This window comes from Streptomyces vietnamensis, from assembly GCF_000830005.1.
GTDB classification, from domain to species: domain Bacteria; phylum Actinomycetota; class Actinomycetes; order Streptomycetales; family Streptomycetaceae; genus Streptomyces; species Streptomyces vietnamensis.
In genome coordinates, this window is record NZ_CP010407.1 from 7,749,106 (window position 1) to 7,768,974 (window position 19,869).

Below are 19,869 nucleotides of genomic sequence, written 5' to 3' on the forward strand. Positions count from 1 at the left end.
CATGGCACCGGATGGTGTCATGTGGCGCCACGATGGCGCGTCAGCTCATGCCGCGTCGCGCACCCTGCCCGTGAACTCCGGGCCCGGGACCGGCTCCCAGTGATCGTCGTAGGTGGACAGCGCGGCCCGGAGGGACTCCGCCGGCTCCGCCACCCCGTCCCTGACGGTGGGGACGGTCACCTGCACGGTCGTCTCGCCGGCGGGGACGGACAGCCACAGGCGTGTGCCGCCTTCCGACACCCCGGACAGCGGCCTCGCGGGATGCGGCACCTCGCCGAACTGCGCCTCGAGCCAGGCCGGGTCGACGTCCGCCGTGGAGAGCTCCGGGCCGCCGGTCACCGGCTTCAGGAGGATCTCGCCCGAGAGCTCGGCATCGGCCGGCGCGGAGAGCGTCACCTTCCAGGTCAGCGCCGAGCCCTCGGTGACGTCGTCGGCGACGGGCGTCAGGCGCATGGTCGGCATGGGGTCGTCGTTCCGGGCGGTCACGCCGCCCCGGTGCGCTCCGACGACGGTGCCGCGCACCGCCTTGACGAGCGCGTCGTGCGGCACGTCGTAGCCGTAGCGCGTGTTGCCCCGTACCTCCACCGGCACGTCGATGTCATGGTGCCCCGGCCGCACCGTCACCGTGCGGGACGCGAACCGGTCGGTGCCCGGCACCGGGACGAACAGACGGACCTGCCCGCTGCCCTGCCCGGAGACCGTCACCGGCACCCGGTAGGTCCGGACCCCGGAGTCTCCCTCCGCGACCGTCAGGCGGCCGAGGTCGACGCGCGTCAGCGGCGAGGGGTTCACCGCCGGAGTGCCGGGACGCCAGCCCCACGCGTCCATGAGCCAGGCGCGGCCCGCGCCGCCGCGCGGGGTCAGCCGGAGGGTGTCGATCCGCTTCAGGTCCAGGCCCGCCCGTGCCGCGGCGGACAGCGGTACGCGGACCTCACGGCCCCAGTACGCGGCGGTGCGCGGGCTACCCGGCAGTCCGTCGACGCGGGGACGGCCCAGCTGCGCGCGGCGGCCGGAGGCGTCGGTCAGGGTGACGTCCAGTTCGGTGCCGGCGCTGTTGGGCGGGACGATCACGCGCAGCGCCAGGGACTCGGCGCCCGCGAGGGAGACCGGCCGGGACGGGCGGACCGTGACCGGGGTTCCCGGGCCCGTCCACTTCATCGCGACCGCGTCACGGCCCGGCTCGGGAGACGTCTCCCAGTACGCGAAGTGCGGCGACCAGCCCTCCTCGGGCGACAGGCACGCGCGCGTGGCGTCGGGGTCGACCTGGGCGCACAGCCGGCCGCCGCCGGAGACGGTGACCGAGGAGCCCGGCAGGAACGCGGGCGTGCGGCGGGCGCCGACGGCGTGGGTGAGGACCCGCGCCGGGCCCGCCGAGGGCGCGCGGCGGCCGGTGCCGTCGAGCAGCGGCCGGACCGCGTCGTCGCCGCCGACGAACAGCCGGGCGGACGCCGCGATGTAGGTGGCGCCGACGGCCTGCTGCTGCGTCGCCGTCAGCCGGGTCGCCGTGCCGGGGGAGCAGACCGGGTCGATCCCGTCGTCGGACGAGAAGTCGTCGATGGCCGGTGCCTTCGCCTGCCCCGGAGTCCACTCGCTGTTGAAGAAGTTGTGGTTGGCGCCGATCACGTAGGCCGCGCTGTGCAGGGCGGCGCCCTTGCTGACGCCGCGGGTGCCGTCGACGTAGATCTGGCCCTGGAGGTCGGACACGTCGCCGTCGCAGCCCGGCAGGATGGTCGTGGAGGGCACGTCGGGCGCCGGGTTCTGGCCGAACACCGTGGGCCCGATCAGGACGTTGCCGCGGATCTTCCACCGTACGGGGCCCCGGTAGCCGTCCTGGGCGGCGGGCGGCGGGTTCAGGCTGTCGAGCGCGGCCCGGTTGACGCCCTCGCCTCCCCGGGAGTGCCCGACGAGGAGCACCCGCGAGAGGTCGGCGGGCGCGGTCTTCCGTACGGCCGCCGGGGCCGAGGCCCGGTCGGCGGCCCAGTCGGCCCAGCGGGCGAGGTGCAGCCGGACCAGGGATGAGCGGGCCTGGGCTCCGGCGTCCTCCAGGTCCCCGTCCTGTCCGTTGACGCCGTTCGCGGCGACGGACACCGTCACGTACCCCTGGGAGGCCAGGAGCCGTTGGGCGCGCAGATAGCCCTGCTCGCTGGGGATCGGCCGGGTGCCCGCCGGGCAGGGCCAGGTGAGCCGGACGTCCTCCGTGCCCGGGGTGTAGCAGGTGGCGTGGCGGCCGTGCAGGAAGAGGGCGACCGGCCGCTTCCCCGGAGCTCCGGTCGGGCCGACCACCGTGGCGCGCATCTCGACGGGCTGCGGGAGACCGGGCAGTCGTACGGACCTGAGGGCGTACTCGCCGCTGACGGTCCGGTAGGGGCCCGGGACTCCCGGGTCGACCGGGTTCGCGGGCAGCGGGGCCGGGTTCGCGGCGGCGGGGGCGAGGGGGCGCTCGGTGGCGGCGCCGGCGCGGCCCGTCGCGTCGAGTCGCCGTCCGCCGGCCGTCACCCGCAGCTCCGTGCCCTCGTCGAGCCGGATGCCGCCGAGGGGCAGGGCGTAGGAGCGTCCGTCCGGGCGGGGGAGCGGGTGGCCGAGGAGCCGGTCTCCGGCGCGGAACTCGATCCGGGCGTCGCCCACGGGTATGCGCTCGGGCGACGTCCAGACCAGCTGCCTGCCCGCACCGTCCCCGGTGATCTGCCAGCCCTCCGGGAGGGTGACACCGTCGAAGCGGCTCCCCGGGGCCGTCGGCGGTGACGCGGGCGAAGGCTGGGCGGACGCCGGCCAGGGCGATGCCGCCGTCAGTGCGAGTAATGCCACGGCGGTGGTCACGCCGCGTGTGACACGTATCAAAGCGGTCTTCCTCACGATCGGTCTCGTCGGGGCACCGGGAGGAGGCCGGTCTCCCGGCTTCCCCGGTGCCCCTCTCGTGTCGTGAGGACGGTGAGGGACGGCCGTCGGTTGTCTCATGCGGCGTCAGAAAGGCGTCATCGGCCGGATGGCGGCGCGAAAAAGGGCCGGCCCGGGTGGCGTGGAAGCCACCCGGGCCGGCCCCGGTGATGCGGATCAGGCGATGTCGAACCGGTCCAGGTTCATCACCTTGTCCCACGCCGACACGAAGTCCTTCACGAACTTCTCCTTCGCGTCGTCGCTCGCGTACACCTCGGCCAGCGCGCGCAGTTCGCTGTTGGAGCCGAAGACCAGGTCGGCCCGGCTGCCGGTCCACTTGACCGCGCCGGTGGCCGTGTCACGGCCCTCGAACACGGTCTGGTCCGCGGAGGTGGACTTCCACTCCGTGCCCAGGTCGAGCAGGTTGGCGAAGAAGTCGTTCGTCAGCTTGCCGGGCGTCTCCGTGAGGACACCGAGCGAGGACTGCGGCTGGGTCACGCCCAGGGCGCGCAGACCGCCGACGAGGACCGTCAGCTCGGGCGCGCTCAGGGTGAGCAGGTTCGCCTTGTCGACGAGCAGGTACTCGGCCGGGAGGCGGTTGCCCTTGCCCAGGTAGTTGCGGAAGCCGTCCGCGGCCGGCTCGAGGGCGGCGAAGGACTCGACGTCCGTCTGCTCCTGGGAGGCGTCCACACGGCCCGGCGTGAACGGCACCTCGACGGCGTGGCCGCCGTCCGCGGCCGCCTTCTCGACCGCCGCGACGCCCGCGAGGACGACGAGGTCGGCGAGGGAGACCTGCTTGTCCCCGCTCTGCGCGGAGTTGAAGGACTCCTGGATGCCCTCCAGGACGCGCAGCACCTGTGCGAGCTCGTCCGGGTTGTTGACCTCCCAGTTGCGCTGCGGCTCCAGGCGGATGCGACCGCCGTTGGCGCCACCGCGCTTGTCGCTGCCGCGGAAGGAGGAGGCGGCGGCCCAGGCGGCGGAGACCAGCTGGGTGACCGTGAGGTCCGAGCCGAGGATCTTCTCCTTGAGGGAGGCGATGTCCGCGGCGTCGACGAGCTCGCCCGAGCGGGCCGGCAGCGGGTCCTGCCACAGCAGCACCTCGGACGGGACCTCGGAGCCGAGGTAGCGCACGATCGGGCCCATGTCGCGGTGGGTGAGCTTGTACCAGGCGCGGGCGAAGGCGTCCGCGAACTGGTCCGGGTTCTCGTAGAAGCGGCGCGAGATCTGCTCGTAGACCGGGTCGAAGCGCAGCGACAGGTCGGTCGTGAGCATCGTCGGGAGGTGCTTCTTCTCCGGGTCGTACGCGTCCGGGATGATCGCCTCGGCGTTCTTGGCCACCCACTGGTGGGCGCCCGCCGGGCTCTTGGTCAGCTCGTACTCGTACTCGAAGAGGTTCTTGAAGAACCCGTTGCCCCACTGGGTCGGCGTGGTGGTCCAGGTGACCTCCAGGCCGGAGGTGATGGCGTCCGGGCCCTTGCCGCTGCGGAAGGTGCTCTTCCAGCCGAGGCCCTGCTCCTCCAGGGAGGCGCCCTCCGGGTCCGCGCCCACGTGGTCCGCGGGACCGGCGCCGTGGGTCTTGCCGAAGGTGTGGCCACCGGCGATGAGGGCGACGGTCTCCTCGTCGTTCATCGCCATCCGGCGGAAGGTCTCGCGGATGTCGCGGGCCGCGGCGATCGGGTCCGGATTGGCGTTGGGGCCCTCCGGGTTGACGTAGATGAGGCCCATCTGCACCGCGCCGAGCGGGTTCTCCAGCTCGCGGTCGCCGGTGTAGCGCTCGTCGCCGAGCCAGGTGGTCTCGGGGCCCCAGTAGACGTCCTCGTCGGGCTCCCACACGTCCGCGCGGCCGCCGGCGAAGCCGAAGGTCTCGAAGCCCATCGACTCCAGGGCGACGTTGCCCGCGAGGATCATGAGGTCGGCCCAGGAGAGGCTCTGGCCGTACTTCTTCTTCACCGGCCACAGCAGACGGCGCGCCTTGTCCAGGTTGCCGTTGTCCGGCCAGCTGTTCAGCGGCGCGAAGCGCTGCTGCCCGGCGCCGGCGCCACCGCGGCCGTCGCTGATGCGGTACGTGCCGGCGCTGTGCCAGGCCATGCGGACCATGAACGGGCCGTAGTGGCCGAAGTCGGCGGGCCACCAGTCCTGCGAGGTGGTGAGGACCTCGGCGATGTCCTGCTTCACGGCCGGCAGGTCGAGGCCCTTGAAGGCCTCCGCGTAGTCGAAGTCCTCACCGAGCGGGTTGGCCACGGCGGGGTTCTTGGCGAGGATCTTCAGGTTCAGCCGGTTCGGCCACCACTGGCTGTTGCCGCCGCCCTGGGTGGGGTGGGAGGCACGCCCGTGCGCGACGGGGCAGCCGCCTGCGCCCTCCGTCTTCGCGTCGGTGACGATTGCGTCGTGGTTCTCAGACATGGGAATCCTTCCGGACATGGCGGATCACTGTGCTCAGGAAGTGCGTTTCGGCGGACGGGCCTGGCGCGGGTGTCACGTGTGCTTCTCCCGCCGTGCTGGAGTCTTCCTGTCCCTTGGCCATTTACGAAACCGATCCTACGATGGACAGTGTCCAAGTCAAGATGAACCCCAAGTTTGCTATGCCGCCGAGGTGAGACATGAGTGACCTGCTGGAGCGACTGCGCGCGCGTGGCTGGCGGATGACGTCCCAGCGCCGCGTCGTCGCGGAGGTCCTGGCCGGGGATCATGTGCACCTCACGGCGGACGAGGTCCACGCGCGCGCGGTGGCGCGCCTGCCGGAGATCGCGCGGGCGACGGTCTACAACACCCTCGGCGAACTGGTCGCCCTCGGGGAGGTCGTGGAACTCTCCACGGACGGGCGGGCCAAGCGCTACGACCCGAACGCGCACCGGCCGCACCAGCACCTGGTCTGCTCGAACTGCGGGATCATCCGCGACGTCCATCCGACGGGGGACCCGCTCGCCGTCCTGCCGCCCGCGGAGAGATTCGGCTTCACGGTGTCGAAGGCGGACGTGACGTACCGGGGGCTGTGCCCGGGCTGCGCCTGAGCCCCGGAGCGCGAGAGGTTCCGGAGTACGAGGGGCCCCGGAGTACGAAAGGGGCCCTCCACCGACGTCGGTGGAGGGCCCCTCTCTGGGTTCTGCTCTGTGTTCTGCCGCGCTGCGGACTACTTCAGGACGGCGAGCGCCTCGTCGTAGCTCGGCTCGTCGGCGATCTCGCCCACGAGCTGCGCGTGCAGCACCGTGTCGTTCTCGTCGAGGACGACGACGGCGCGGGCGGTCAGACCGGCCAGCGGACCGTCCGCGATCTCCACGCCGTAGTTGGTGTGGAACTCACGGCCGCGGAGCGTCGAGAGGCTCTTGACGTTCTCCAGGCCCTCGGCGCCGCAGAAACGGGCCTGGGCGAAGGGCAGGTCGGCGGAGATGCAGAGGACGACCGTGTTGTCCAGCTGCCCGGCCTTCTCGTTGAACGCGCGGACCGAGGAGGCGCACGTCGGGGTGTCGACGCTCGGGAAGATGTTGAGGACCTTGCGCTGACCGGCGAAGTCCTTGAGCGACTTGTCCGCCAGCCCCTCGGCGACGAGAGTGAAGTCGGGGGCCTGGCTGCCGGGGGCCGGCAGAGCACCGTTGACCTGCACGGGGCTGCCCTTCAGCGTGACCTGGGCCATGGGGATCTCCTTCAGACGTATGAGTGGCAACGGGGGGAATCGTACGGAAGGCGGGCCCGCCCGCACGACACGGGCTGCCGCGACCCTCCCCGGCCGGACGTTCCGACCGGCAGGATCTTCCGACGTGCCGCCCGGCCGGAGGCCTCAGCCCCGGCCCGCCGAGAAGCGGGACGGCGGTGTGCCGAAGGCCCGGGTGAAGGCGGCAGTGAACGCGGCGGGGGAGGCGTACCCGAGGCGGCCCGAGACCTCGCTGACCGTCGCGGTACGCAGCAGGGGCACGGCCGCGAGGAGACGGGCACGGGACCGCCAGACGGCGGGGCTCTCGCCCGTCTCCGTACGGAAGCGCCGGGTGAACGCCCGCTCGCTCAGGGCGGTCCTGGCCGCCCAGTCGGTGTTGGTGACACCGGCGTCCGGGGCGGCCAGGTACTCCCGGCACAGCGCCGCGAGGTCCCCGGAGGCGGGGATCGCGACGTGGAAGGGCAGCGGGGAGCGCGCGGCGATCTCGTGCAGGAGCAGCGTCGCGATGGCGCCCTCCCGGCCCGACAGGCTGTAGTCGGCCGCGAACTCGACGGCCGCGAGCAGCAGTTCGCGCAGCAGCGGCGGTACGTCCACGACCGTGCAGCGGGCCGGCCACCACGGGACGGCGCCCGGCTCCACGTACAGGCTGCGCGTGCTCACGCCCAGCATCCGGACCCGGTGCGGGGTGGCGGCCGGGATCAGGACGGCCCGCTCGGGCGGGACCGTCCACGTGCCGTCGGCGGTGTCGACGACCATGACGCCGGTCGCCCCGTAGAGGAACTGCGCCCGCCGGTGCTCGTGCCAGTCGAGGACCCGCCCGGCCGGATAGTCGGTGCCGATCGGCAGGACGGCCCGGTCGAGGTGGTCGACGTCGTCCAGCGGGATGTTCTTCACCCGCCCACGGTACTGGCCGAGACGCGAAGGAATGCTGCCGACCATCGCATGCGGGAACCCTCGTCGACCTGATGGTCTTGACCCATGGACGTGGTGATGCTGATGGCGATCGGGCTCCTCACCGGGGCGACGACGGTCTTGTTCGGGTTCGGCGGCGGGTTCGTGGCGGTCCCGGTCGTGGTGTGGGCGGACGCCGCCCTCGGCACGGCGGCCATCCCCGTGGCCACCGCCACCTCGGCCCTGGTGATGCTCGTGAACGCCGCCTTCGCCACCGCCGTCACCCCACGGCCCGTGCTCCTCGCCCTGCGCGGCAGCGGCGCCCTGCTGCCCCTGCTCGCGGCGGGCGCCTGCGCCGGGGCGTACGCCTCCCGCTTCGCCCCGCCGGCCCTGGCCCGCTGGGCGTTCGTCGCGTACACCGCCCTGACCGCTCTCGACCTGCTGCTCCGGCCCGGCTTCCTGCGCACCGCGAGCAGGCCGGGCACGGAGCCGGCCCGGGGCCTGCCGGCCACGGCCGGCGCCCCGATCGGTGCGGTCGCCGCCTTCCTCGGGGTCGGCGGCAGCGTGATGACCGTCCCCGCGATGCGCCGGGCCGGTCACCCCATGCGCGTGGCGACGGCCCTGGCCAACCCGCTCACCCTGGCCGTCGCGCTCCCGGCCGTCGCGGTCTCCCTCGCCGGCTCCCCGCCCCCGGCCGCCACGGCCACCGGCACCGGCCTGGTCGGCCTCGTCGACCCGTACGCGGCGGGGGCGCTGCTCCTCGGCGCCCTGCCGGTCATCGCCGTCCTGCGCCGCCGCCCGCCCCGCATCCCGGACCGCGTCCACGCGTGCGCGTACCTCGGACTGCTCGCCCTGGTGGCCCTCGCGATGGTGCTCACCGGACCCTGAGCCCGCCGCCCCGACGGGTCGGGGCGGCGGGCCGGGGCCGTCAACTCCGCGCGCGGGTCCGGTAGTCCTGCCGCAGGGCGTCGAGGATCTCGGCGGCCTCGGGCAGGCCCGCCTTCCGGCAGCGCGCGGCCGCCGTCACAAGCCGGGCGGCCGCCTCCTCGATCCGGCCGAGACCGTTCCCCTCGATCAGGGCGGCGATCCGCACCGCCTCGGCGCGCGGCACCTCTCCCTCCTCCCCGCCCCGCTCGTGGGCGGCGATCGCGGCCTCCGCCTCGGCGAGGGCCTCCGGGAAGCGGTCCGCCTCCGCCAGGACACGGGCCCGGCGGTAGTGCACCTCGCCGCTCTCGTACCAGACGGCGAAGTCCTCGGTGTCCTCCGGTACGGCGGCGAGGAGCGCGTCCGCCCGCGTCAGGTGCTCCAGGGCGGCGTCGAGGCCCTCGGCCTCCCGGGCCGCCATGGTGAGCCGGGCGAACTCGCGCATCATGTGCGTGATCAGGGGCGGGTGCGGCGCCTCGGCGTGCGCGGCGAGCGCGCGCTCGTACGCGGTGTCCGCCGCGTGCCAGCGGCCGGCGAGCGCCAGCGTGGTCGCCGCCTCGGCCGCCACCAGGGTGAGGATCGAGCCGGGGTCCTCCCATCCGGCGACGGTGTCAGCGAGCCGCAGGAACTCCTCGGCCGCGGCCAGGTGCTCCTCGAGCTCCCGCAGCCCGCGCGCGAGGTTCAGCCGCGCCTGGGCCAGCGGCCGCGCGCCGATCGAGGCGGACGCCTCGTCGGAGAGCACGGACTCCAGTACGGCGACGGCGTCCGCCTGCTGCCCCGAGCGGCCCAGTACGTCGGCGAGCTGGAGCCGTACGCCGGTGGCCTCGTCGGCGGCCCCGTCCTGGTCGAACCGCGCGGCCGCCTCCGACAGATGGCGCACGGCGCCCGCGGTGTCCCCGAGGTGCGTGGAGGCGTGGCCGAGCAGGGAGTACGTCGGTGCCATCGGGAAGTCGGCGTCGTCGTACCGCACGGCGTCCGCGATCGCCCGGTGCAGCAGCTCCATCGCCTCCGCCGGCTCCTGCCGGGCGAGGAGGAACTGGGCGAGCAGGGCGCGCGGACGCCCGTTCCGCCAGGGGCGTTCCGCCGTCTCGTTGTCCTCCAGAGCGGCGCGCAGCTCCGCCTCGGCGAGGGCCATGTCACCGCGCCGCCCGGCGACCTCGGCGACGAACTGACGCACATGGGCGACGTGGTGGGGGAGGGACAGGCGCTCCGCCTCGGCGCGCATCGTGCCGGTGGACTCCTCGAACCGCTCCAGGGCGGCGGCGGAGACCTCCGGGAACGTCCGCACCACCTCCTGGTACGCGGCGAACGTGCGGGAGTACAGCACGGCCAGGTACGCGAGCCGGCGGCCGAGCGCCGCGTCCTCACCGGCCACGGCCTCGCCCTCCCCGGGCGCCTCACCCGTGAACGGCGCCTCGGTCTTGAGGCGTTCCGCCTCGCGCAGGATCTCGTCGAGGCCGGACCGGACCGCCTCGGCGTCCGGCGGCGCCGAGCCCTCCGTCGCGCCGGAGGCGGTCGCCCAGGCGAGGGCGCGGCTGCGGGCGGACAGCGCGTGCCACGGCATCCCGACGCCCTCGTAGAGGACGGCGGCCCGCTCCAGTTCGGCGATCGCCTCCGCGTCCCGGTCCTTCCGCGTGAGCACGTACCCGCGCTGCTCGGCGAGTTCGGCCCGCAGCAGGTCCTCCGGGCCGAGCCGGTCGTCGTGGGCGGCGGAGCCGTCGGCGAGACGCTCCTCGATGCGGGACCAGAGCCGGGTGTCCCCGGGATGCCCCACGCGCGCCATGCGCCGCGCCTCGCGCACCAGCTCCACGAAGTCCTCGGGAACCTCCGGTGCGGTGGCGGTCGTACGGGTCGGGGGCACCGTGCTCGCGCCGGCAGCGGGAGTCCGGCCGACGGACGCCCGGAGGCCCAGCGGCAGCGGCTCGTCGAGCAGCGGGCGCCGGGCGAGGCGCGCGGCGCGCCGGTCGCCGATGGCCGAGGTGCCGTTGCGCGCGTCGAAGGCGGCGGCGAGCCGGTCCGCCTCGGCGCGGACGTGGGCGAGGAGCCCGTCCGCGGTCCAGTTCCGGCCCGGCGGGCCGGCCACGGGCGTGTCCGCGTGCCCGTCCTCGACGAGCCGGGCGAGCAGCACCTCGACGCCGGTGAGGAAGTGCAGGTGGGCCAGCGGCGCGCCGGTCGCCTCGAACAGCGGGCGGTTCTCCGCGAGGATCTCCAGACCGCGCCCCTCGTTGCGGGAGAGCGCGCAGAACTCCAGGTGCAGGCCGACCTCCTCCTGCATGCCGGTGTTGCCGCGCACCCGCCGGTAGCCGGTGAGGTGGTGCGAGCGGGCCTCGTCCGTGCGGCCGAGGCGCAGCAGCGGCAGCAGCGCCTGTGCCTGGCTGGCCTGCGGCTCCTCGGCGCAGGTCTGGACGTGCCCGAAGACCGGCTGCCAGGTGTCCAGCGCGTCGGCGTCCTCGCCCGCCGCCACCTGGCGCAGGGCGAAGTGCCGGGTCTCGCAGGCCTCGCAGTCGCTCAGCTCGGTCCGGGGGCGGGTGGCCCACAGGTCGTAGGCGTCGTCGACGCCCAGACCGGTGTGGAGCGCGATGTGGTAGCGCATCGCGGCCACCGGCTGCATGCCGTGCCCGGCCTTCTCGTACCGGTCGCGCATCTGGTCGACCCAGCCCTGGACGGTGGCCAGGGGCATCTCGGGCACCTGGAGCAGGGAGGTCGTCACCCACTTGAAGCTCCAGAAGACCTGGTGGGCCTCCCACTGGCTGAACGACTCGGGGGCGGAGTCCCACAGCTTGAGCAGCCGGGCGAAGGCGACGGGCGCCTTGCGGTGCTCGCCGGTGAACACGTACGCCGTCATCAGCTCGATGAGGGCCGTCACCAGCGTGTCCGGCTTCTCGAAGGCCTCGGCGGCCTCGACGAGCTCCTCGGCGGTGACGGTCCGCTGCAGGCCGTGGGGACGGTCGTGGTTCGCGCGCAGCGCCTCGACGACGGCCTCGGGGGTGTCCAGCATCTCTACAGTTCCTTCCGGGGCTCGGTGCCGGCGGCGTCCGGGCCGGAGTGGTGCATGGCGTGGGTGAGCAGACCGATGAAGGCCCGGTTGAGCAGCGCGCTCTCGCTCGCCCGCAGCGGCCGGCGGCTGAGCAGCAGCGCCTGACCGTAGAGGGCCTCGGCGGTCGTCACGGCGAGCCCGCGCTCGGCGATCGTGATCGCCTGCCGGACCAGCGGGTTGAGGTGGTTCAGGACGAGCTGGGCGCGCGGGGTCTCCTGGCGCAGCGAGCCGAGGATGTCGGCCCACAGGCCGTCGCTGTCGGCGGCGAGCCCGGACCTGGTCCGCTCGTGGCGCGCCTCCCGGTTGTCCAGGAGCAGCGCGGGCGCGGTGACGGGCTGGAAGTCGCGCAGGACGACGTCGCAGTCGTGCACCGCGATCGTCTCGCGGGCGATCGCGAGGAAGGCCGCGGCCCGCAGCTCGGCGGTCGGGTCGACGGCGTCGAGATGGGCGGTGACCGTGGCCGGGTCGAGGTCCGTGACGGCCGTGCCCGGACGGATCTCGGGCAGCCGGTGCACCAGGTCGCGGTCGTAGGTGTAGCCGCCGTTGACGACGCCCAGACCCGCGGCCGAGGCGATCGGCGCGACCTGACGGAACTCCTCGACGCTGCGCGCGACCAGGACCGTCGGATGCGTCCGCACGAACTCCTCCAGGGTCACGTTGCCGTCGGTGGTCTCGAACGGCAGCCACGGCAGCACGATCCGCAGCAGCTCGTCGTCGTAGCGGGCGAGCGCCTTCACCGCCAGGTGGTGCGTGTCGATGAACCGGTGGAGCAGAGACGGGTCGCTGGCGGCGAGCCCGGTGAGCCAGTCGCGGATCCGGTCGCCGAGCGCGTCCCGTACGGCGGACAGCGTGCCGTCCTCGTACAGCGCCTCCCGGGACGCCGTCGGGCGCAGAGTGGTCGTGTCGACCACGCACCGGACGAAGAACGCCCACTCCGGCAGCAGTTCGGGCGCCTGGTCGGTCAGCAGCATGCCCTTGAGGTGCACCCGGTGCCCCGCCCGCTGCGCCGGGCTGACGGCCGTCGGCAGCACGTACGCGACACCGCGCAGACCGGCCGCCGGCAGGTCCAGCTCGACGCTGTCGAGCGGCGCGAAGCCGAAGAGGTCCTTGCAGTACGCGGTGAGGGCCTCGCGGCGCGCCAGCGGGGAACGGTGCTCCCGCTCCCACGGCGGCGCCTCGTTCACCCGGTGGGTCTCGCCCCGGGGGCCGACGACGGTGACCTCGTGCCGCAGCAGACCGCCGTAGTGGCGGGCCAGGGACACGACCTGCTCCGGGCTCGTCCACTCGGCGTTGTCCGCGCGCGGGGTGAGCCGGACGGTGGTGCCCGGCTCGGGCACGGCCGAGGCAGGCAGGGTCCGGATGGTGTAGCGGCCGTCGGAGTGGCCGCGCCACTCGACGGCGGGCGCCGACGGATCGGCCGCGGACCGGCTCACCACCGTGATCTCGTCGGCCACGACGAAGCAGGCGAGCAGACCGATGCCGAACTGGCCGATGAACTCCCCGCGGGCGGCGTCCAGGCCCGCCCCGTCCAGGGCACCGTCGGCGGTCCGCTTGGAGCTGCGCCCGATGGTCGCGAGGAACCGGTGCACATCGGCCTCGGTCAGGCCGACGCCGGTGTCCGTGACGGTGAGGGTCTCACCGGTGCGGACCGTGATGGTGCCGGGCGCGCCGGGCGTGAGCGCCTGCCGGGCGGTGATGGCGTCCACGGCGTTCTGCAACAGCTCGCGCAGGTAGACGCGGGGGCTGGAGTACAGGTGGTGGGAGAGCAGGTCGACCAGGCCGCGCAGGTCGACCTGGAACGTGTGGGCGGACTCGGAAGGGTGCACCTGAGGGAAGCTTTCGGTGGGTGCGCCCGGGCCGGGAAGGGCACGGGCGGGAAGCGGAAGGAAGCGGTACGAGGGGGGCCGGCGGTCCCGGGACCGGACGGGTGTCGGCGGTCCAGGGACCGGACGGGTGCCGGCGGTCTCGGGACCGGACGGGTGTCGGCGGTCTCGGGGCCGGAGGGCCTGTCCGGCGCGCGGGCGGGCGGTGGCGGAGCGTTCCGGCTCAGCGACCGGCCGCCGCACGCTGCTTGCGGTAGGCCGCGGCGGGGTCGGAGCCGTCCAGGTAGTACCAGGGGAACTTGGTGACACGCCCCTCGGTGGCCCGGAAGCACTCCCGGGCGGAGTCCCGCTCCCCGGCCAGCGAGAAGGCCAGCGCGAAGGTGTTGAGGACCTGGAGCCAGGCGCCCCGCCGGACGAAGTCCGGGTGCCGGTAGGAGTGGTCGGCGGCCTCCCGCAGGGAGTTCGTCACCTCGGCCAGACGCATGTACGCGGCGTCCGCGCCCGGGTCGAGGGAGAGCCACTCCTCGATGTGCGCGATGGCGACGAGCTGGCCGAGCAGCGTGCCTCCCGGGGCGCCGAACGCGGACGCGCGCGCGAAGGCGTGCATCTCCTCATGGGAACCGCCCCATTTGTCGCAGACCTGCTGCAACTGCTGCTGGTGCGCCTCCAGGTGCTGCGGATCGCGCCGCACGGTCGCCTCGAAGCGGCGCCGCGCGACGACCTGGCCGACCTCCAGGCCGCGCCCGGTGGTCTGGAGGCAGTACCAGGGCGAGCTCCACAGGGGTTCGCGCTCGGCCGCCTCGTACAGCCACTTCTCGGCCGTGCGCAGCCGCGAGTGGAACAGCTCGAACTGCGCGCGCGTGACGTCCTTGGCGCGGGCGCCGGTCCGCGCCTCCCACCCCCAGCTCAGGTGGCGGATTCCGGCCACGAGCCGGGGCAGCGCCGCGTCCGGTTCCGCTTCGAGGACCCCGGTGATCCACCGCTCCACCCCCGCGGTGTCACCGACGGCCCACAGGAGCTCCGTGAGGCCCTCGCTCTCGGGGCGTGCCTCGAGCACCTCCCGGACCGTGTTCCAGTCCGCCGCCGCCGCGGCCTCCCGGACGCGGCCGACGTCCGGATCCCCGGAGTCCACATCCAGCCGCGCCACGGGCCGGCCCGCCCATTTCCCCAGCGTGAGCCCCCATTCACGGAAGCCAGCCATGTCCCCACCCCTTGCTGTGTGCGAACGGGGCGGCCAGTGATCACCCGCCCCGTGGACGTAGTGACTATCACGCGCGACCGACAATCGCACAGCTGTTTCCCTACGGTGCCCTGCGCAGCGCGCGGACGGCCGGGACGGAGAGCATGACGGCGATCAGCACGAGGCCGACGGCGGAGGAGAAGAGCAGGACGCGGTCGGCGCCCACGCCGTCGGCGGCCGGGCCGGACAGGGCACGGCCCAGCGGGATGACCATGATCGATCCGGCGACGTCGTAGGCGGAGACGCGGCTCAGGACGGCCAGGGGGATGTGCGACTGCACGCTCGTCGCCCACATGACGCCCCAGAACGCGAACCCGCAGCCCGCCACGACACCGGTGAGCACGGTGACGGTGAACGACCAGCCGAGGGCGGGCGCCAGGGGGTTGAGCGAGAAGAAGAACATGGCGCACGCGCCCGCGACGAGCGGGCGGCGCGGCCGGACCCGCATCCCGAGCAGTCCGCCGACGATCGTGCCGGCGCCGTCGGCGGAGGCGATCCAGCCGTAACCGCTCGCGCCGTGCTGCTCGGTGAGCAGCGCCGCGCCGAGCGGCAGGGCCGGGCCGAAGACGAACAGGCCGTAGACGGCCCACACGGCGATGACCCCCCACAGCCAGGAACGGGACCGGAACTCGTGCCATCCGGTGGCGAGGCGCCGCAGGATCGGCTCGTCGCTCTCGTCCCGGGCCGTGCAGAGCCTCCGCAGCGGCGCGAGACCGAGCGCGCTGCACGCGTACGCGGCCGCGATGACCACGAAGGACCCGGCGACGTTCCAGTGGGCCACGAGCAGGCCGGAGACACCGGGGCCGAGCAGGGTGCAGATCGACTCGGAGATCCGGAGCAGCGCGTTGGCCCGCTGGATGTCCTCGGCGACCCGGGGCACCAGGCTCGCCAGACCCGGCTGGAACATGGCGGTCGCCGCGCCGCTGAGCGCGAGCAGCGCCATCATGTGCCACAACCGCAGGTCGCCGGCGGCGAGCAGCACCGCGAGCGCCAGCATGGCCACCATCCGCACCAGGTCCGCGCCGACCATCATCACCTGCGGGGTGAACCGGTCGGCGAGCACGCCGCCGAACAGCACGAGCAGGACGATCGGCGCCATCCACGCGGCGAGCGCGTAGCCCACGCCCGCCGCCCCGTACCCCGCGCCGAGCACGGCGGTCGTGAGCGAGACCATCAGCATGCCGTCGGCGAGGAGCGAGGTGCTGCGGGCCGCGAAGAACAGCCGGAAGCGAGGCGAACGCCACGGGCTGGGAAGGGAGTTCTGTTCCTGCTCCACGGTCGCGTCGCCCGTCGTCATGTCATTCGTCGTCATGTCAGCTGCGCCGGTCCCGGCCGGCCCCTTCCGTGAGAATCCGCTGCCGGAGCCAGGCACCGGTCCGGTCCGCCTCCGCCGGCGCGTCCCGCACGATCACGTACCGGCACGGGGCCAGCACTCCCGGGCGGCCCGGGAGTGCGTCCATCAGCGCCGCGTGCGCCCGCTCCGGCGTGAGCGGGGAGCCGCCGGAGGCGAGGAACGCCACGAGGCCGTCCGCGTCCGGAGCCACGTGTACGGGTACGCCTCCCAGCGCCCCGCTCAGGACGTCCGCCACCTCGGACGGCGACACCCACGAGCCGTCCACCCGGCGCCACTCCGCGCCGCGCTCGACCGGCCTCACGCCCGTCACCTCGGTGAGCGTCGCCAGCGGCACGTCCTCGGTCGCGGCCGCCTCCAGGAGCCGTACCAGACCGGTGAGGAAGCCCTCGGCCTCGTCCGGCGTGAACAGCGCGGGGTCGACCCACAGCCCGAGCCGGAGCACGGGCGCCGTCTCGTGGACGAAGGTCAGCACGCGGGTCGGCAGCACCTGGACCTGCCCCCGCACCACTTCCAACTCGGGCCCTTCGGCCGGCCCCGTGGCCCCGCTCGGCAGCGCGCTGACGTCGTTGAAGACGACGTCGCGGGCGAAGCGGCTGCCGCGCTCGTACGTGACGGCGTCGATCACCTCCCAGAGGCGGACCGCGTCGAACCGGCTGTGCCGGTAGGCGTTGAGCGCCGCTCCCCACGCCTTCCGCAGGAGCGCGTCGAAGGACGGCACCCGCACGTCGAGGGAGAGCAGCGCGTCCTGGGACACGGTGTTCACCGAGCGGGCGAGCCGGGGCAGGAACCGGTTGGAGGTCGGGACGGCGGCGACGCAGGAGGGCTGGCCCGCACGGTGGGCGATCAGCGCGCACCAGGCCGTGAGCAGCACCGTGGACGGCAGGCCTCCGGTGCGCTCCGCCGCGAGGGCGAGCGCCCGGGCGCCCCGCAGCGAGCGGAGCGTCAGCTGCTCCGCCTCGACCTCGGTGCCCACGGCGCCCGGCTCCGCGAACATCGCCTGGGGGTCGGTGCGGATGATCCGTTCCCAGTGCCGCAGGGACGCTTCGGCCTTCCGGAGCCCGCCCGGGGTCGCCTCCTCGGCGGCGAGGTCGAGCGGGGTGAAGGCCGTCACGGCGGGGAGCGTCCGGCCGGCGAGCAGGTCGCGCCAGTCCTCCTCCAGGACGGAGAGGGCGCTGATGTCCGTGACGGCGTGGCTCGCCGCGAGGGCGACGGACAAGGGCGCGCCCGCCACGGCGACGAGGGAGATCCGCAGGCCGAAGTCCCGGTCCAGGTGGAACCGTTCGACACGGTTCCGGCGGGCGACGGAGTCGGCGTATCCCTCCGGGGGATGCTCGTCGTGGTCGAGGACCGTGACCGTGAACTCGCCCTCCGCCGCCACGACTTGCTCGCGGGGAGCTTCGCCCGGCGCGTGCGGGAACGTCGTGCGCAGCGCCTCGTGCCGCACCACCAGGGCGCGCAGCGCGTCGATCGCCGCCTCCGTCCGGGTTCCCCCGGGCACGGGCCACACGGCGTGGATGTTGATGTGCTCGGGCTCGTCCCGCAGCATGCAGCGGATCATGTTGGCCTGGCCCATCGTGACGGGGCCCCGGCGCTCCTCGCCGCCCGCGTAGCCGACGGTGACCGTGTGCGTCCTGGTCATGCGATGCCCTTCGAAGCGGTCTCGCGGGCCAGGGGTTCCCAGGCGTCGATCAGGAGGGCGAACTCCGCCATGTCCTCCCGGACTTCGTCGATCAGCCGCTCGCGGCGGGCGGCGAGGAAGTCCGCCGCCTCGGCGTAGCGGCCGCCGAGCTTGCGGTAGGAGCGCTCGACGACGTCGAGGCGCTCGGCGTTCTCCAGCGGGTCGAGGCGCGTGCTCTCCCGGACGAGGTCGGCGACGGCGGAGGCGCGGAGCCCGCCCCCGGTGTCGAGCAGCGACTCGCCGGCCGCCGTCGTCCCGGCGTACACGGAGTGGAGGTGCGGGGCCGCGAGCAGGAACTTCGCGAACCGCAGCTGGTAGGCGAGGAATCCGCTGTCGGAACGCCGTTCGCCGGTGTGGAAGTTGACGATGTGCCGGTTGTGCAGCACGCCCGGCAGCCGGGCGTCGTGGACCAGGTGCAGGAGGAAGTAGTCGCTGCCGATGGTGTCGGTGGCGGGCGGCAGCGGCACCCGGCCGTACACCTCGCGGGCGAGGGCGATGTTGCACATGTCGACGCGCGTGGGGCTGACGGTGGTGAGCGTGGTCAGGTCACCGGTGTACGCGGCGGTCCCGGCGCCCCGGAACGACTCGGTGATCAGGTTCCTCCGCCAGATCTCCGGATAGCCGTCCGGTACGGACAGGCCGATGACGTCCTCGTACACGAGCGGGTCGAGCCTGCGGATCTCCTCGACGTCCACGGACATCTCGCCGACGAAGGAACCGCCGACCAGGGCCACCGGCCGGTGTGCGTACGCCGGGTCGAGCCTGCTGCGGGACACGAGCCCCGCCACCTCGGCGGCCGGCCGGCCCAGGGCCGTGAGCTCGTGGTGGAGGGGGAAGACCGGCTCCCCGTCCAGGTGCTGGTAGCGGCTGTCGGAGTCCCTGCGGTGCACCGACGCGCAGCCGAGCGCCTCCGCGAACAGGAAGGCGCGGTTGGTGCAGGCGCCGTAGGACACGCGGGACGGCAGCATCAGGCCGAGCATCCGCTCCGGCCCGGCGGCGCCCTCGGCGGCCCCGGACCGGGCGATCGCCCCGCGCAGGAAGGCCCGTTGTGCGGTCTCGTCGAGGTGGTGGACGACCACGCCGGGTACGCGGGGGAGCGCGGCCACCACCTGCCGGTGCCCGGCGAGGACGGGGGCCTGGGAGGAGTCCAGGATCAGCAGGTGCACCTCGACGTCGAAGTGACGGGCGCCGTGGGCGGCTTCCTCCGCGACCGCCCGGATCGTGTCGGGGCAGGCGCGGTGGGTGGGCAGGGTCAGGCAGACACGGCGCACGCCGACTCCTCGCCCGCTGCTGTCCCTGTGGCGTGCCAGGAGGTGAGTCCGAGGAGGCGGCTCCCGAGCTCGTTCAGGGAAGCCGTGGGATAGCGCTTGGACTCGTGCAGGACGGGGTCGCCGACCAGGGTGCGGTTCCAGCGCGGGGTGCGCAGGTGCCGCCAGGACTCGACGCGGGACTTCCGCAGCTTCGCGTGCTCCTCCAGGGCCGGCATCATCGACAGGTACTGGACCGCCCGCACCTGGTCGGACGAGGTGTTGCGGGCCACGCCGTGGGCGAGGAGACCGTTCCAGATCAGCAGGTCGCCGGGGTGCAGATCGGGGCGGACGACGGGGAACTCCGTCCGGTCCACGGCGGGCCGGACGGGGTCCCGGTCGCCGGGCTGACCGAGCTTCCACTCCTCGAACCGCCGGAAGAGCTCCGGGCAGCACTGGAAGCCGCCGGACTCCGGGCGCGTGTCGTTGAGCGCGATGATCCCCTGCACCCGCTGCGGGGGCACGCCGAGCGTGGTGTCGATGTCCCAGTGCAGCTCGATGTCGAAGCCCCGGTCGGTGGGCTCGATCAGGGCGCGGTCGCGGTTGCGCACGTTGGGCGGGTTGAGGTTGAGCCGGTCCTGGGTGACCCACAGCTCCTCGCAGTCCCACACGTCCACGAAGGCGTCGTACACCCGCTGGGACTGGCGGCTGTCCCAGAGCAGTTGGTGGTGGTACGCCTCCACGAAGCCGTACACGTGCAGCTGCTGGTCCAGTTCGGAGCGGAACGGCCGGTCCTCGTACCAGCTCTCCGGTCGGTCGGGGTCGAGGCCCTGGAAGTCCCAGGCGAAGTCGAGCAGGCGCCGCGCCGCCTCCGCCGGGATCGCCTCGCGGACGATGACGTAGCCGTACGTCTGCCAGTGGGCGAAGTCCTCCTCGGACAGCACCCGCAGCGGCCGCGACTTCTTCAGCTCCCGCAGGGTGGTCTGGGCGAGGTACGACTCGCCGTCCGCGCTGAAGTACGGCAGGTCCGAAGCCGCCCGGTGCAGGTAGGGGCGGCGGGCGGGGCGGTGCGGAGCGGGTGTCGTCACGGGGTTCCTCCAGAGGCGGTGGCCGGAGGTCAGGCGGCCACGTCGTCCAGAAGAATTGGTTTAG

At 73.8% G+C, this 19,869-nt stretch carries 13 protein-coding genes; 2 read left to right on the forward strand and 11 right to left on the reverse strand.

From position 1 onward, the window contains the following. Window positions 1–45: 45 nt before the first annotated feature. A complete protein-coding gene (locus SVTN_RS34610) occupies window positions 46–2,838 on the reverse strand; it encodes a hypothetical protein (RefSeq protein ID WP_041132630.1) in 2,793 nt (930 codons plus the stop codon). A 213-nt stretch (window positions 2,839–3,051) separates the two neighbouring features. Then, entirely contained in the window at window positions 3,052–5,277 is a 2,226-nt protein-coding gene (gene katG, locus SVTN_RS34615) for a catalase/peroxidase HPI (RefSeq protein ID WP_041132631.1), read from the reverse strand. A gap of 197 nt (window positions 5,278–5,474) precedes the next feature. On the opposite strand from katG, the gene SVTN_RS34620 reads away from it, so the two are divergent. Beyond that, window positions 5,475–5,885 carry a Fur family transcriptional regulator gene (locus tag SVTN_RS34620; protein WP_041132632.1) on the forward strand — a complete coding sequence of 137 codons (411 nt, stop codon included), beginning with the start codon at window positions 5,475–5,477 and terminating at the stop codon, window positions 5,883–5,885. Between the two features lie 119 nt (window positions 5,886–6,004). Here SVTN_RS34620 and tpx read toward each other — a convergent pair whose 3' ends face one another. Both tpx and SVTN_RS34630 read right to left on the reverse strand, forming a co-directional pair. Further along, the gene (tpx, locus tag SVTN_RS34625; RefSeq protein ID WP_041132633.1) at window positions 6,005–6,505 is read right to left on the reverse strand and encodes a thiol peroxidase; all 501 of its coding nucleotides are present in this window, start codon (window positions 6,503–6,505) and stop codon (window positions 6,005–6,007) included. A gap of 144 nt (window positions 6,506–6,649) precedes the next feature. Continuing rightward, entirely contained in the window at window positions 6,650–7,417 is a 768-nt protein-coding gene (locus SVTN_RS34630; protein WP_041134549.1) for an AraC family transcriptional regulator, read from the reverse strand. 84 nt (window positions 7,418–7,501) lie between these two features. Here SVTN_RS34630 and SVTN_RS34635 point away from each other — a divergent pair, with 84 nt between their 5' ends. Next, entirely contained in the window at window positions 7,502–8,302 is an 801-nt protein-coding gene (locus SVTN_RS34635) for a sulfite exporter TauE/SafE family protein (RefSeq protein WP_041132634.1), read from the forward strand. Between the two features lie 40 nt (window positions 8,303–8,342). On the opposite strand, the gene SVTN_RS34640 is transcribed toward SVTN_RS34635, so the two are convergent. The 7 genes from SVTN_RS34640 to SVTN_RS34670 all read right to left on the reverse strand — a co-directional run bounded on the left by SVTN_RS34640 (window position 8,343) and on the right by SVTN_RS34670 (window position 19,805). Beyond that, complete coding sequence (locus SVTN_RS34640) at window positions 8,343–11,336, reverse strand: hypothetical protein (RefSeq protein WP_041132635.1); 2,994 nt, start codon at window positions 11,334–11,336, stop codon at window positions 8,343–8,345. Window positions 11,337–11,338: 2 nt separating this feature from the next. After that, complete coding sequence (locus tag SVTN_RS34645) at window positions 11,339–13,201, reverse strand: HSP90 family protein (protein WP_041132636.1); 1,863 nt, start codon at window positions 13,199–13,201, stop codon at window positions 11,339–11,341. Window positions 13,202–13,421: 220 nt separating this feature from the next. Then, window positions 13,422–14,399: a hypothetical protein gene (locus SVTN_RS34650; RefSeq protein ID WP_245727752.1), complete on the reverse strand. Its 978-nt coding sequence runs from the start codon at window positions 14,397–14,399 to the stop codon at window positions 13,422–13,424. Window positions 14,400–14,499: 100 nt separating this feature from the next. Further along, entirely contained in the window at window positions 14,500–15,735 is a 1,236-nt protein-coding gene (locus tag SVTN_RS34655; protein ID WP_041134551.1) for an MFS transporter, read from the reverse strand. A 16-nt stretch (window positions 15,736–15,751) separates the two neighbouring features. Then, window positions 15,752–17,431, reverse strand: coding sequence for a condensation domain-containing protein (locus SVTN_RS34660; RefSeq protein WP_041132637.1), 1,680 nt, complete (start codon window positions 17,429–17,431; stop codon window positions 15,752–15,754). Then, window positions 17,428–18,741, reverse strand: coding sequence for a DUF6271 family protein (locus SVTN_RS34665; protein WP_041132638.1), 1,314 nt, complete (start codon window positions 18,739–18,741; stop codon window positions 17,428–17,430). The genes SVTN_RS34660 and SVTN_RS34665 overlap by 4 nt, the downstream gene beginning before the upstream one ends. Next, window positions 18,723–19,805 carry a phytanoyl-CoA dioxygenase family protein gene (locus SVTN_RS34670; protein WP_041132639.1) on the reverse strand — a complete coding sequence of 361 codons (1,083 nt, stop codon included), beginning with the start codon at window positions 19,803–19,805 and terminating at the stop codon, window positions 18,723–18,725. Before SVTN_RS34670 ends, SVTN_RS34665 begins: the two co-directional genes overlap by 19 nt. Window positions 19,806–19,869 lie beyond the last annotated feature (64 nt).

Coding starts and splice junctions, on each gene's coding strand:
- SVTN_RS34620 (WP_041132632.1), top strand. CDS start 5,475: ATGAGTGACCTGCTGGAGCGACTGCGCGCGCGTGGCTGGCGGATGACG.
- SVTN_RS34660 (WP_041132637.1), bottom strand. CDS start 17,431: ATGACCAGGACGCACACGGTCACCGTCGGCTACGCGGGCGGCGAGGAG.
- SVTN_RS34635 (WP_041132634.1), top strand. CDS start 7,502: ATGGACGTGGTGATGCTGATGGCGATCGGGCTCCTCACCGGGGCGACG.
- tpx (WP_041132633.1), bottom strand. CDS start 6,505: ATGGCCCAGGTCACGCTGAAGGGCAGCCCCGTGCAGGTCAACGGTGCT.
- katG (WP_041132631.1), bottom strand. CDS start 5,277: ATGTCTGAGAACCACGACGCAATCGTCACCGACGCGAAGACGGAGGGC.
- SVTN_RS34650 (WP_245727752.1), bottom strand. CDS start 14,399: ATGGCTGGCTTCCGTGAATGGGGGCTCACGCTGGGGAAATGGGCGGGC.
- SVTN_RS34640 (WP_041132635.1), bottom strand. CDS start 11,336: ATGCTGGACACCCCCGAGGCCGTCGTCGAGGCGCTGCGCGCGAACCAC.
- SVTN_RS34655 (WP_041134551.1), bottom strand. CDS start 15,735: ATGACGACGGGCGACGCGACCGTGGAGCAGGAACAGAACTCCCTTCCC.